At 54.5% G+C, this 13,798-nt stretch carries 17 protein-coding genes; all 17 read left to right on the top strand.

Going from position 1 to position 13,798, the window contains the following annotated elements; translation table 11 throughout:
* Window positions 1–110: 110 nt before the first annotated feature.
* Window positions 111–683: a heptaprenyl diphosphate synthase component 1 gene (locus KNP76_RS00465; protein ID WP_034808545.1), complete on the top strand. Its 573-nt coding sequence runs from the start codon at window positions 111–113 to the stop codon at window positions 681–683.
* A 20-nt stretch (window positions 684–703) separates the two neighbouring features.
* Window positions 704–1,405 carry a demethylmenaquinone methyltransferase gene (locus KNP76_RS00460; RefSeq protein WP_034808547.1) on the top strand — a complete coding sequence of 234 codons (702 nt, stop codon included), beginning with the start codon at window positions 704–706 and terminating at the stop codon, window positions 1,403–1,405.
* Between the two features lie 3 nt (window positions 1,406–1,408).
* Window positions 1,409–2,371 carry a polyprenyl synthetase family protein gene (locus KNP76_RS00455; protein WP_034815184.1) on the top strand — a complete coding sequence of 321 codons (963 nt, stop codon included), beginning with the start codon at window positions 1,409–1,411 and terminating at the stop codon, window positions 2,369–2,371.
* A 91-nt stretch (window positions 2,372–2,462) separates the two neighbouring features.
* Entirely contained in the window at window positions 2,463–2,882 is a 420-nt protein-coding gene (gene ndk / locus KNP76_RS00450) for a nucleoside-diphosphate kinase (protein WP_034808551.1), read from the top strand.
* Between the two features lie 105 nt (window positions 2,883–2,987).
* Window positions 2,988–3,767, top strand: a complete 780-nt coding sequence (locus tag KNP76_RS00445; RefSeq protein ID WP_034815475.1) for a CheR family methyltransferase — start codon at window positions 2,988–2,990, stop codon at window positions 3,765–3,767.
* Window positions 3,768–3,777: 10 nt separating this feature from the next.
* Window positions 3,778–4,938, top strand: a complete 1,161-nt coding sequence (gene aroC / locus KNP76_RS00440; protein ID WP_034808553.1) for a chorismate synthase — start codon at window positions 3,778–3,780, stop codon at window positions 4,936–4,938.
* Entirely contained in the window at window positions 4,932–5,975 is a 1,044-nt protein-coding gene (locus KNP76_RS00435; protein WP_214842021.1) for a 3-dehydroquinate synthase, read from the top strand. Before aroC ends, KNP76_RS00435 begins: the two co-directional genes overlap by 7 nt.
* Before the next feature lies 1 nt (window position 5,976).
* Entirely contained in the window at window positions 5,977–7,227 is a 1,251-nt protein-coding gene (gene aroA / locus KNP76_RS00430; RefSeq protein WP_214842018.1) for a 3-phosphoshikimate 1-carboxyvinyltransferase, read from the top strand.
* A 33-nt stretch (window positions 7,228–7,260) separates the two neighbouring features.
* Entirely contained in the window at window positions 7,261–8,532 is a 1,272-nt protein-coding gene (locus KNP76_RS00425; RefSeq protein ID WP_214842015.1) for a tetratricopeptide repeat protein, read from the top strand.
* A 25-nt stretch (window positions 8,533–8,557) separates the two neighbouring features.
* Window positions 8,558–9,091 carry a ReoY family proteolytic degradation factor gene (locus tag KNP76_RS00420; protein WP_034808558.1) on the top strand — a complete coding sequence of 178 codons (534 nt, stop codon included), beginning with the start codon at window positions 8,558–8,560 and terminating at the stop codon, window positions 9,089–9,091.
* 161 nt (window positions 9,092–9,252) lie between these two features.
* Window positions 9,253–9,693, top strand: coding sequence for a DUF2487 family protein (locus tag KNP76_RS00415; RefSeq protein WP_034809142.1), 441 nt, complete (start codon window positions 9,253–9,255; stop codon window positions 9,691–9,693).
* 110 nt (window positions 9,694–9,803) lie between these two features.
* Window positions 9,804–10,307: a QcrA and Rieske domain-containing protein gene (locus tag KNP76_RS00410; protein ID WP_034815195.1), complete on the top strand. Its 504-nt coding sequence runs from the start codon at window positions 9,804–9,806 to the stop codon at window positions 10,305–10,307.
* A 15-nt stretch (window positions 10,308–10,322) separates the two neighbouring features.
* Window positions 10,323–10,994, top strand: coding sequence for a menaquinol-cytochrome c reductase cytochrome b subunit (gene qcrB / locus KNP76_RS00405; protein ID WP_021067209.1), 672 nt, complete (start codon window positions 10,323–10,325; stop codon window positions 10,992–10,994).
* Between the two features lie 33 nt (window positions 10,995–11,027).
* On the top strand, window positions 11,028–11,822 hold the full coding sequence (locus KNP76_RS00400) for a menaquinol-cytochrome c reductase cytochrome b/c subunit (RefSeq protein ID WP_034809138.1): 795 nt from the start codon (window positions 11,028–11,030) through the stop codon (window positions 11,820–11,822).
* An 85-nt stretch (window positions 11,823–11,907) separates the two neighbouring features.
* The gene (locus tag KNP76_RS00395; RefSeq protein ID WP_211779606.1) at window positions 11,908–12,525 is read left to right on the top strand and encodes a DUF1405 domain-containing protein; all 618 of its coding nucleotides are present in this window, start codon (window positions 11,908–11,910) and stop codon (window positions 12,523–12,525) included.
* Between the two features lie 38 nt (window positions 12,526–12,563).
* Window positions 12,564–13,247 (top strand): zinc metallopeptidase, encoded by a 684-nt coding sequence (locus tag KNP76_RS00390; RefSeq protein WP_034809132.1) that lies wholly within the window; start codon window positions 12,564–12,566, stop codon window positions 13,245–13,247.
* Window positions 13,248–13,307: 60 nt separating this feature from the next.
* Complete coding sequence (locus tag KNP76_RS00385; protein ID WP_214842012.1) at window positions 13,308–13,772, top strand: GreA/GreB family elongation factor; 465 nt, start codon at window positions 13,308–13,310, stop codon at window positions 13,770–13,772.
* The last annotated feature ends 26 nt before the right edge of the window (window positions 13,773–13,798 follow it).

Raw genomic sequence — 13,798 nt, 5'->3', positions numbered from 1 at the left:
GCCGAAAGGCGGCTTTTTTTGTGTCCGTTTACGAGTTCACATGGCGTGAATGTGACGAAAATGTGCTATACTATGTCAGAATGACAACGAAGAGGACGAGGGGGGATAGCATGGAACAGTGGACTAACGAAAGCGTTGTCACCGACCTTGCTCGTCAAATCGAACAACGCATGACCCATCCGTATTTGACGAGACACGAGATTGTGCCCGCAGTCGACATGCCTTTACTTCGTTGGATGGTCGAATTGATTGACGAAGAATCAACCGAACAACAACAGCTCGTGCTAGCCACGTATTTTGCCCAGCAGGCACTCGAGTTGCACGATCAAGTGAAGGATTGTCCGAACGGTTCTTTGGCGCGCCAGTTGAACGTGCTCGCCGGAGACTTCGCATCGGCTCAATTTTATAAAATATTGGCACGATTCCCGACCGACTTCAGTGATCGCTTCGGCCGGACCGTCCAACTCGTCAACGGGGCTAAATGCACACTCGCTTTAGACGACGAGATTTCTGTATCGACATGGATGGAAGCCAACTTTGGCCTCGTCAAGACGTTCGCTGAATTGATCGGTCAAACGTATTTGACGTCGTACGGAAAACAAATCATCGAACAAAGAGCGACGACATTGCATAAAGAACAACGAGAGCAGCTATCGGCGCTTTTGGCGCATGCTGTCGCTTAGAACGGAAAGGATGTTACGTGTTGCAACCGAAAGAAAAAGAGCAAAAAGTATATGATGTGTTTCAATCCATCTCACCGAGCTACGATACGATGAACTCGATCATCAGTTTCCGGCTCCACAAGTGGTGGCGCAGAGCGACGATGCGACGGATGCAGGTGTTCCCGGGCGCGAAATGTCTCGACGTCTGTTGTGGGACGGCTGACTGGACGATTCAACTCGCCGAAGCGGCAGGAAACACGGGGGTCGTCAAAGGGTTAGACTTCTCGGAGAACATGCTTGCGGTCGGTCACGAGAAAGTAAAACAATATCCGAACATCGAACTCGTTCACGGAAACGCGATGGCGTTGCCGTTTGGCGATGACTCGTTTGATTTTGTGACAATCGGCTTCGGCCTTCGTAACGTCCCGGACTATATGACGGTGCTAAGCGAAATGCATCGCGTCTTGAAACCGGGCGGCACGGTCGTCTGCCTCGAGACGAGCCAACCGACGGCGCCGCTCTTCAGCGAGCTGTACCGATTTTACTTCGGTACGGTCATGCCGCTCTTTGGCAAGCTGTTCGCCGGTTCCTATGACCAATATAAATGGCTGCAAGAGTCGACCGACTCGTTCCCGGACCGCCTCACATTGAAGCGAATGTTCGAGACGGCTGGGTTCGAACAAGTCGAGGTCAAACCGTTTTCCGGTGGTGCATGTGCGATGCACTTAGGGAAGAAGTGGTAACCGATGTCTTTAAAACGACTATATCGTCACATGAATCGTGAAATCGATCAAATCGACCGCTTTTTGTCGACACGTGTGCATACGGACCATCCCGTCATCGATGCGGCGTCGAGGCAACTGTTAGACGCGGGCGGGAAACGGATTCGTCCGGCTTTCGTCCTCTTGAGTGCCGCGTTCGGTCAGCAGAATGACATTCGATTGACGAAAGTAGCGGCTAGTCTCGAGCTCATTCACATGGCCTCGCTCGTCCATGACGACGTCATCGACGATGCGACGCTCAGACGCGGCAAGCCGACCGTCATGGAACGGTATGATGAACGTGTCGCCATGTACACGGGAAACACGCTGTTCGGCGAGGCGATCCGCCTCGTCTCCGAAGTCGATTCGCCGGAAGTGATGCAACTCATGGCAGAGACGATGGAATTGATTTGTATCGGCGAAATCAATCAAATCCAAGATCAATACGACTGGTCGCAGTCACCGAAACGGTATTTGGACCGAATCGCTAGAAAGACGGCGCTGCTCATCGAAACGAGTTGTGCCGCTGGGGCAATCGTCTCGGGCGCGTCGCCAGAAGTCGTCAAGCAGTTACGTCTGTTCGGGTATGACATCGGCATGGCGTTTCAAATGACGGACGACCTACTCGACTTCACAGCGAAGAGCTTTCAGCTCGGGAAACCGGTCGGTGAAGATTTGAAGCACGGCCATAAGACGTTGCCGCTCTTCTATTCGGCCGAAGATGGTCGGTTTTACGAGCGCTTGTCGCGAGTCGACAGCACGTCGACCCCTGATTTGACGGCCGCGCTCGTCCGCGAGGTACAGCAAAACGGGACGCTTGAACGGAGCCAACAGACGATCGATCGTTACGTTCGCCGGGCCATCAAACGGCTCGAGCCGCTCCCGGACGTGTCAGACAAACGTTCGCTCATCGAGATTGCCGAATATATTGGGAAACGGAAATGGTAATTTGCACGTTGTAACCCCTTTCAATAACGAGAGTGACCGTGTACACTTATAGAGTACATCGTACACATATCGATTTAGGGGGATTAGGGGAATGGAAAAAACATTTTTAATGGTGAAGCCTGACGGCGTAGCGCGTGGCTTGATTGGGGAAATCATCTCGCGCTTTGAAAACAAAGGATACACGTTGAACCGTCTCGAAATGCTTACACCGTCTGTAGAAATCGCAGAAGCGCATTATGCGGAACATAAGGAGAAGCCGTTCTTCGGCGAGCTCGTCGACTTCTTGACGTCAGGTCCGGTCGTCGCGATGGAATGGGAAGGTGAGAACATCATCGCCGTCTCACGCATGATGATTGGGAAGACGAACCCGCTCGACGCGCAACCGGGCACGATTCGGGGCGACTTGGCCGCGACGATGTCACAAAACGTGATTCACGGGTCTGACAGTGCCGAGAGTGCCGAGCGGGAGTTGGCGCTTTGGTTCGTCTCTGAAGCATCGCACGTTTCATGACGAGAACGAGGGACGGGGTCACCTGTCCCTTTTTTTGTTGCCGTTGAAGCGCTTACGCGGCATCGAGAACTAGGAAATGAGGAAGAATTGAGGTTGGAACTGGTGATAAATGATTATGCCATCTTCGTGAAAAAATTTTACTTAAAGTCTGGGATTGATTTGAACTTATATAAAGAGGCACAGATGAAGCGCAGGATGATTGCCCTCCGCGAGAAGAAAGGCTATGCCACGTTCATCGAGTACTTCAAAGCGATGGAGGCCGACCGCGGCCTGTACGAAGAGTTTTTAGACCGGATGACAATCAATGTGAGCGAATTTTATCGGAACCCGGTCCGTTGGCAACAGCTCGAGGAGGATATTTTGCCAGAACTCATCCGCAAGAGCCAAGGGAAGTTACGCGTATGGAGCGCCGCCTGTTCGACAGGGGAAGAGCCGTACTCGCTCGCGATGCTCTTATCCAAACATCTGTCACCTGCCCAATTCTCGATTACCGCGACCGACCTCGACGACATCGTCATCGAGAAAGCGAAAGCAGGCAAATACCATGAACGGGCTCTCGTCGACTTGCCGGCCGAGTTCCGACAACGTTATTTCACACGGCGGGGCGACGATTACTATATCGCAGAAGACATAAAGAAGCTCGTCACGTTCAAAAAGCACAATTTGTTAGCGGACGTCTATGAACGAAACTTCGATTTGATTGTCTGCCGCAACGTCTTGATTTACTTTACGGAGGAAGCGAAAGAGAAAGTGTACAAATCGTTTCATCGCTCGTTGCGTCCGGGTGGTGTGTTGTTCGTCGGCGGGACAGAGCAAATCTTCCAACCGAAACGTTACGGCTACCGGATGAAGCAAAGTTTCTTTTACGAAAAATACGAAGAGTGAGGTGGCGTGTATGCGTTATTTGACGGCAGGAGAGTCACACGGTCCTGGATTGACCATCATTCTTGAAGGAGTGCCGGCGGGCCTCTCCGTCGACATCGACTTGGTGAATGAAGAATTGAAAAAACGACAATCGGGATACGGACGTGGCCGGCGGATGCAAATCGAATCGGATCGCGTGGACGTCCGGGCCGGGATTCGTCACGGACGGACGACGGGTGCCCCGATCTCGCTTTGGATTGAGAACAAGGACCATACGCATTGGCGGAACGTCATGCAAGCGGAGCCGATCGCAGATGACGCCGAGGTGAAGCGGCGGGTCGTCCGCCCACGGCCAGGGCACGCCGACCTCGTCGGAGGATTGAAGTACGACCATCGCGACCTTCGCGACGTGCTCGAGCGCTCGAGCGCCCGTGAGACGGCAGCCCGCGTCGCGGTCGGCGCCATCAGCAAGCAGTTGCTCGCCGCCGTAGGGATGAGTGTGCTCAGCTATGTGAAAGTGATTGGCGGCGTCGCGGCCGTGAAAACGATGGACTCGAAGGAGGCGCTCATCGCAGCGGTCGAGGCGTCACCTGTCCGCACGTACGACGCGGAAGCGGCAGATCAGATGATGCGCTTGATTGACGAGGCGAAAGCCGCGGGGGATTCCCTCGGAGGCGTCGTCACGACCGAGGTCCACGGTGTCATCCCGGGACTCGGCTCCTACGTTCAGTACGACCGGAAACTTGATGCGCGAATCGCTCAGGCGGTCATGAGCGTGAACGCCATCAAAGGCGTCGCTTTCGGGGACGGGTTTGACATGGCGTATCGTCCGGGTTCGGAAGTGATGGACCCGATCGCCTATGACGAGACCGGTTACACTCGACTCTCGAATCACCTTGGCGGCTTTGAAGGCGGGATGACGACGGGGATGCCGATCGTCTGCACGGCCGTCATGAAACCGATCCCGACCCTATACAAACCGCTCCCGTCGGTCGACATCGAGACGAAACAGCCGTTCCTCGCTCAAATCGAGCGCAGTGACGCGTGTGCCGTCCCGGCCGCCTCGCTCGTCGTCGAAGCGGTCGTCGCCTTCGAACTTGCGCGTGAGCTGTGTGAAACGTTCGGGCACGATACGGTGGAACGGATACAAAACCGAGTCGCGACGTATCGTGAGGAGATTCGGACATGGTGATGATTCGCGTCGATGCGTCGACCCCATATGATGTGACGATTGAACGCGGTGATGCTTGGCTCGACCGCGTTCAAGCTTTTTCTGGTTCGACGGTTTGGGTCGTGACCGATGAGACGGTCGACCGACTCCATGGCAACACGTTTCGAGAACGGCTGGCGCACGTCCATCAAGACATTGTCTGGTCGGTCGTGCCACCAGGCGACGAATCGAAGTCGCTTTCCGTCATCGAACGGCTCGTCTCCGAAGGATTGACGTCCGGATGTGACCGCGATACGATCGTTCTCGCCTTCGGCGGCGGCATGGTCGGGGATTTGGCCGGTTTTTTGGCGAGCGTCTATATGCGGGGCGTCCGTTACATCCAAGTCCCGACGACGATTCTGGCGCACGATTCGGCCGTCGGCGGAAAAGTCGCCGTCAACCATCCGCTCGCCAAAAATGCGATCGGTGCGTTCTATCAACCGATGGGCGTCCACTACGACGTCACGCGACTCGAGACGTTACAGCAACGTGACGTCCGGAGCGGTCTCGGCGAACTGATCAAGCATGCGTATCTCTCTGAGCATGTGCTCGAGGCGTCGTTCGAGGATGCGTTGTTCGACGCCTTGACGGGCCCGATCGATTGGACGGAGTGGCTCGCGCGAGGCATTGAAGTGAAGCGTCGCATCGTCGAGGCGGACGAGCGAGAAGCAGGAGTTCGGGCGTGGCTCAATTTCGGCCATACGTTCGGCCATGCGCTCGAGACGAGTGAACGGTATCGGCTCGCCCATGGAGAGGCCGTCCTGTATGGGATGGTGTATGCCTTCCTTTTGAACGGGGACACGGACCGGGCGAGGCGGTTAGCAGACTGGATGACAGCGAACGAAGTCACACCGGTCGCCTGGCGTCCATTTGAAGACTATCGGACGTTAATGGGACGGGATAAAAAAAATCGCGGCGGTGAAGTCCGGTTCGTCTTGCTCGGTGAAACCGTCACGGTCGAACCGGTGTCAGACGATCGCCTCATCGCCGCCTTCAATCAACTGAAAGGATGGATGTAGCATGGGATTGACAGGACGGATTCGTGTCCCGAGTGACAAATCGATCACGCATCGCGCTGTCATGTTCGGTGCCGTCGCGCATGGTGTGACGACGATTCATGACCCGCTCCTTGGAGCCGATTGCCGGTCGACGATGGAGGCCATGCGTCGCCTCGGGGCGACGGTGGAGGAACGAGCTGACCAGGTCGTCATCACGGGAACGGACAAGATGGCGTCGACGACGATTGACTGCGGCAACTCGGGGACAACGATGCGTCTCCTCACTGGACTGCTCGTCGGGTTTGACGGGACGTATGAGTTGATGGGTGACGAATCGCTCTCGAAACGGCCGATGGGACGTGTCACGGTACCGCTACGTGAGCGTGGAGCCGATATCGAAGGCGATTACGCCCCGATTCGCATCCGAGGAAGCGAACTGGGCCGCATCGACTACACGTTGCCTGTCGCGAGCGCCCAAGTCAAATCGGCCATCTTGCTGGCAGGGCTTCGGGCCAAGGGAGAGACGATCGTGCGAGAGCCGATGTTGTCGCGTGACCATACGGAACGGATGTTGCCACTGTTCGGCGGTCGCATCGATGTGACGATCGAGGACGGGGTACGAGTGATCCGACTCGACCCGGGTGGATTGAAGGGAGCGACGGTCCACGTCCCGGCCGACCCGTCGTCGGCTGCATTCTTTTGGGCCGGAGCGGCCATCGTCCCGAATAGTCGAGTCACGACAGTCGATGTTTGTTTGAACGAGACGCGCATCGGCTTTTTGCGGACGCTTGAACGGATGGGCGCCTCCGTTTCGATTGAGCGGGCGCGCCCGCTCGGAGAGGAGACGGTCGCCGATGTGACGGTCTCGACGAGCACGCTTCGCGGCATCGAGTTAGGCGGCGAGGCGATTCCGCATCAAATCGACGAGTTGCCGCTCTTTGCCCTCGTCGCGTCACAGGCGACAAGCCCGTCGACTGTCCGAGACGCAGGCGAACTGCGTGTGAAAGAGACGGACCGCATCCGGACGGTCGTGACCGAACTGAAGACGCTCGGTGTCGACATCGAAGAGACTGAGGACGGGTTCACCGTCCGCCCGAGTCCGATTCGAGGTGGGGACGTGGATGCGTTTGGCGACCATCGGCTGTCGATGATGCTGCAGATTGCGGCGCTTTTGACGGACGATCCTGTCCACATTCATGGGATGGATGTCTCGGATGTCAGTTACCCGCAGTTTCATCAAGATTTACAACGGCTCGGTCGTGAGATAGAATAACGTCAATAGTTGTTGTCGGTAGGAGGAAGATCAATGTTAGATGAATCAGAATTGAACCATATTGTCGAGATGCTCGAGGCCGGGGAGACAGAACACGCCCTACACCATCTCGAATCGCTTGAAAAAGAGGGCTCGGACGAAGACCGGCTAGCCATCGCCGATCTTTATCTCGAGCTCGGACTCGCCGACCGCGCGGTGAACGTCCTGGCCGCGCTTTACGTCGATTATGCGGGGAATCCGCACGTGGCGTTGTCGCTCGCCGAGGCATATCTTGATAGCGACCGCGAAGAAGAGGCGATTGCCGTGCTCGAGAAAGTCGACACGAAAGATCGAGAGGCACACGTCCGCAGTCTCGTCTTATTGGCCGATTTGTATCAATCGCAAGGACTCGACGAAGTCGCCGTCAAAAAACTGCTCGAGGCACTCGAGACGAATCCGGACGAACCGCTGCTCGTCTATGGGCTCGCTGAACTTTACGCGTCAATCGGGTCGTTCGAACAAGCCGTCCCGCTCTATGCGCGACTGCCGCATCTGGCGTTGCCTGAAGAGATCGATTATCAAGCCGATTATGCCGAGGCGCTCACGATGATTGGGTCGTTCGAAGAGGCGCTCGTGGAATACGAGAAGTCGACGGACCGAAACTTGAATACCGTGTTCGGGCATGCGATGACGGCCCACCGCATCGGGCGTGACGAGGTCGCGGTCAAACAGTTCGAGGAGTTGCGGACGATGGACCCGGACTTCACGTCGCTCTATCTTCCATATACGGAAGCGCTCGAGGCGCTCGGGCGAATCGATGAGGCGCTCGAGATGATTAGCCACGGGATTGAACGAGACGATTATAACGACGAGTTGCGGACAGTGAAGGCAAAACTGTTCTTGCGTCAAGGTGCGACCGACGAAGCGGTAAACGAGCTGCGTGAAGCGCTCGCCTTGAACCCCGAATCGCTTGAGGCGACTGAATTGCTCTTGTCCGTCTTGTTTGAAGCTGGGGACATGGATGCCGTCATCGAGACGATCGACGCCCTCGAAGACCACTCGACATCACCGCTCATGACGTGGTACAAGGCAAAAGCCGCCTATGAACTCGAGGCGTACGAAGACGCCGTCGTTTTATATGAATCGATTGAAGACGTTTATAAAGAGGACGTGTCTTTTGCGAACGAATGGGCTACACTGTTAGTAGAAGAAGGACAGCGCGATAAGGCGAAGCGTACGCTAGAGCAAACGCTTGCGCTTACTGCAGACGTGGACGACCGACAAATGCTCGAAGAACGGCTCGACTCGTTGGCGGACCGCGATTAATCGATAAAAAAGGAGATGGGGTCACATGGTGGAGCGGAAAAAGAACTTTTTAAAGCGATTCCTCGCTCATCATACGTTGCGTAAGCGAGAGGCCAAATGGATTATCGATTATTGGCTCAGGCATCCAGAGAAACTCGGCAACGTCCATTTTGTGACGAACGCGTCCGTCGCCCCGCGAAGCCTCGTGATGACAGCGTACGGCTTTGACGGGGAACCGTTTCGATACCGTCGTGGGGACCTTGTCACGGTCAATCCGGAAAAGGCGTATCACGACATTCGCCTTCATGACGGGGCGATTTATGTCGAACTCAATTTCCAGGGCATGATGATTGACGAGAATTGGATTGACATTGTCGAGCCGAACCCGTTCGAACCCGTTGCCGAAGTGAAAGACGAAGTGACGACATCGGCACAGACCGTCATCCGTGCCTCGGTCGCCCAGTTCGAGGAAGAACGATTGCTCGTCGAAATCGACGAGGCGCTCGACCGACGTGATGAGAAGTTGTTCCGCAACTTGACGAGTAAACTCCATCAAGTTCGAGCCTCAAAATTATTTTAGGAAAAACAAGCGCTTCCGTTATGGGTAGCGCTTGTTTTTTGGTATATTAATGACGTAGGAATACACAATAATTTCACATTTCGTTCATAAGTTTGAACAAGCAATGAACGGAGGTGCGATACAATAGACATGATGAATCATGTCTAGAGAGGAGGGGAAAGATGAGGTTCGATAGTATTGATGCGCGAAAGTCGCTCACGGAACGACAATACGTCGATACGCTCGTCGTCCCGCTCGTCGAACTCGCGTTCGACGAGGAGATGGTCCGTAAAGCTGAAGGGAACGAGGTCATCCAGGCGGTGGCGCTCGAGACGGAACGACAGCTCTCTGGACGAACGATGCTCTGCCCGACGCTTAGTTACGTCGACGTGGAAACCGGCTCTTTACTTGCGGAGACCGTCCTCGAGAGAGCGACGGCGTCGGGTTTCTCTCACGTGTTGTTCATCTCTTCAGACGTCCGCTTCAAAGCGTTCGATTTACCGATCATCTTCGTGCCGCCGTTAGCGTTGAAAGGGATGTCGGGCGAGCAGTCGCACACGATGGTTCAAAATTTTGCGACACAAGTCATCACAGAGCTTTCTGCCCGTTGGATGGCGACATGAAGCGGTTGACGTAGAGGTTTTATTGATATACTATTTTGTTGAGTGAGAAATTTTTGTGAAGAATGCATAAAGAATTATGGGGTTATGCACACGAATGAGGGGGGAACGAAATGGCTCAAAAAGGGTCAAAAGTCACGCGCCGTCAGTTCTTAACGTACACACTGACTGGAGTAGGTGGCTTTATGGCGGCAACATTGATCAGTCCGATGGTCAACTTTGCAATCGATCCGGTACTTAAAAGATCGGATGCGGGTGACAAAGTTCGAGTGATGAGTCTCGATGACATCACGACTGAGCCGCAACGTGTCGACTTTAAAAAACAAACGCAAGATGCATGGTATGAGTTCGAAGAGACGCTCTCAGCATGGGTCTTCAAAGATGAGAGCGGAGAGGTGATCGCCTTGTCTCCGATCTGTACGCACCTCGGCTGTCAAGTAGGATACGGCGGCGATCCGACGCGTCCAACAGAATTTTTCTGCCCGTGCCACTTCGGTCGTTATACGAAGGACGGGACGAACATTCCAGGTACGCCTCCGACATCACCACTTGCCCGTTATGAAAAAGAAGAAAAAGACGGATTCCTATACTTGGGCAGTCCGGTCACACAGTTGTGAGAGGGGGAATAGCCGATGTTACAAAAAATTTATGATTGGGTCGATGAACGCGTCGACATCACGCCGTTATGGCGCGACATCGCTGACCATGAAGTACCAGAACACGTCAACCCTGCCCATCACTTTTCAGCATTTGTCTATTGCTTCGGCGGTTTGACGTTCTTTACGATCGTGATTCAAATCTTGTCAGGGATGTTCTTGACGATGTATTACGTACCTGACATCATCAACGCGCACGCGTCGGTCTACTACTTACAAAACGAGATCGCACACGGTCAAATCGTCCGTGGGATGCATCACTGGGGCGCATCGGTTGCGATCGTCATGTTGTTCTTGCATACGCTCCGCGTATTCTTTACAGGCTCTTATAAAAAGCCGCGCGAACTCAACTGGGTCGTCGGCGTCTTGCTCTTCTTCGTCGTCTTGGCGCTCGGTCTCACAGGTTACTTGTTGCCTTGGGATATGAAAGCGTTGTTCGCGACGAAAGTTACGCTTCAGATTGCTGAGAGTGTCCCGGTCATCGGTGGCATCGCCAAAACGCTTCTCGCCGGTGGTGAGATCGTCGGCGCCCGGACGCTCACGAACTTCTTCGCCATTCACGTCTTCTTCTTACCGGCGGCCTTGTTCGGACTCCTTGGGGCTCACTTCTTGATGATTCGTAAACAAGGAATATCTGGACCGCTTTAAGCCGATTCGAAGACAAAAAGGAGGAGAAACGATATGCATCGCGGTAAAGGGATGAAATTTGTGACCGACTCTCGAGTAGGAATCTCGAATCGGAAACAGAACATTGCAAAAGACTATTCAGAATACCCAGGACGCACAGAAGCGTTTTGGCCGAACTTCTTGCTTAAAGAGTGGATGGTCGGATCAGTCTTCTTGATCGGATTCATTGCTTTGACGATTGTTAAAGCTGCGCCACTTCAAAACATCGCTGATGCGACGAACACGTCATATATTCCGCTTCCGGACTGGTATTTCTTGTTCTTGTATCAATTGCTCAAATATCAGTTTGCAGCAGGGGATTGGATTTTACTCGGTACGGTCATCATGCCGGGAATCGCCTTTACGGCGCTTTTGATTGCACCATGGCTTGACCAAGGGCTCGAGCGCCGACCGGCGAGACGCCCAGTCTCGACAACGTTCATGTTGCTTGGTATCCTTTCGATCGTCTACTTGACGTGGGAGTCGGTACAAACGACGCACTGGGACCAAGTCCATGAGCAAGGTATCCTTGTCGTCCCGGGTGAAGGCCCAGAGATTGACACGGCGGCCCCAGGTTATGAAATCTATGCGGCCCAATCATGTGTCAACTGTCACGGTCAAAACCTAGAAGGTGGCGCTGCAGCCCCACCGCTCGTCGGTACGACTTACTCGGCAGAAGAGATTGCCGAAATCTCTGTGAACGGGATTGGCGCAATGCCAGCCGGTCAATGGGACGGTTCGGATGAAGATCTTCAAGCTATGGCTGAATTCATCGCTTCATACGGTGAAGGCGGCGAAAACAACCAGTAATCCAACGCGTGCGGTCCAATTGGGCCGCGCGTTTTTACTTTCCCTTCGGCTCGCGCTACAATAAGGAAAAAAGGACGGTTTGAACATGTTACATAACGTTTGGTATCCTTTCTTGAGACATAAAGCCGTGCTCAGCGTGTTGTTCGTCATCAACTTGCTCGGTACGATTTACGGTTACATCTGGTACGAGCCACAACTGCGGGATACGCCGCTCATCTACTGGCCATTCGTGCCGGATAGTCCGACGGCTTCGCTCTTCTTCACGGTCGTGCTCGGTCTTTGGATTTTCGGCAAGCGATCGCCACTCCTAGAGACGCTCGCCTTCATTACTTTAATCAAATACGGTGTCTGGGCCGTCGTCATGAACGTCTTGTTCTTACGGACGCTCGGTAGTGATGCCGACACGTTCACGGTGCTCATGGCACTCATGCTCATGGTGTCGCACGGCGCCATGGCCGTCCAGGCGCTCCTTTACGCCCCGTTCATGACGTGGACGATACGCTCGTTCGTGTTGACGCTCGTTTGGGTCATCCATAACGACGTCGTCGATTATGTGCTCGGCCAATGGCCACGTTACCCCGCGCTAGCCGAACATATCATGTGGATCGGATACGGGTCGTTTTGGCTGACAGGATTGTGTTTTTTTGTGGGATATGTGCTCGTCCTACGCACTTCACTTGATAATAAGGTCATGAGAATGTAAAATTGAACTATCAAATACACGCAGAGGTGATATAGAAAATGTCATTAGGTGGTTATATTTTCTATCTTGCACTGATTATGCTCATCCCGCTATGGGCTCAGATGCGAGTGAAAAGTACGTATAAGAAATTTTTACAGCAACGCCTCCAAAGCGGTGTCACCGGCGCGCAAGTCGCAGACTTCATCATGAAGCAAAACGGTGTCAACGATGTGCGCATCGAGATGGTCGACGGACTGATGAGCGACCATTACGACCCGGTCAACAAAGTCGTCCGCTTGTCACGTGAAGTGTATCAAGGCTCGACGATCTCGTCAGCAGCCATCGCGGCGCACGAGATCGGGCACGTCATCCAAGATGCGACCGACTATAAGATGATGCGCGTCCGCCATCGTCTCGTCCCGGTCGTCAACATCACGTCGAACTTGTCGTTCCCGCTCCTCCTCGGCGGATTCTTGTTAGGTGCCTTAGGACTCGCTCAGCTCGGTGTCATCATGATGCTCGGTGCGGTCGTGTTCCAACTCGTGACGCTTCCGGTCGAGTTCGATGCCTCGAAACGGGCGATGGCCGAATTGACGAGCCACGGGATCGTCACGGCGAACGAAGAGTCAGGCGCACGAAAAGTGCTCAACGCCGCAGCTTGGACATATGTCGCCGCCACGCTCGTCGCGGTCGCGGAACTCATCCGTTTGGCGCTCATCGTCTTCATGCCACGTGATGAGTAGAATCATCAGTCCCGTCCACGTGACGGGATTTTTTCATTTCGCTTTCGAAAGGAGCAACCGATGCATCAACCACAATTGACGACAGCGGGGCGCCACCGCTTGCAGGAACAGCTCGAGACGCTGCGAGGCGACAGCCGGCGCGAGGCGCTCGAACGCGTCAAGGCGGCCCGGAAGTTCTGTGATTTTCGAGAAGACGTGACGTATATGGACGCGGTCCGGGAACAAGCGCGGATCGAGTCAAAGATCGTCGAACTCGAGCGGCTACTCGCTCATGCCGTCATCGTCGAGACGGGCCGCTCAGACGTCGTCGCGTTCGGCAGCCGCGTCGTCATCCGCGAGATACCCGGTGGGGATGAAGAGACGTACCGCATCGTCGGTGAACACGAAGCCGATTTGACGAAAGACACGATTGCCGACACGTCGCCGCTCGGTAGCGGGTTAATCGGGGGCGTCGTCGGCCAAACCGTTTCAATCGTTTCACCGGGCGGGACGCTCGACTTTGAGATCGTCCGAATCGAACGATGACGAGGCGAACAACCGTTAAAAAACAA

Source organism: Exiguobacterium sp. s150 (assembly GCF_018618435.1).
Taxonomy (GTDB): Bacteria; Bacillota; Bacilli; order Exiguobacteriales; family Exiguobacteriaceae; genus Exiguobacterium; species Exiguobacterium alkaliphilum.
Note: the sequence above shows the minus strand (reverse complement) of the source record. Positions and strands in the feature narration are given on the sequence as shown.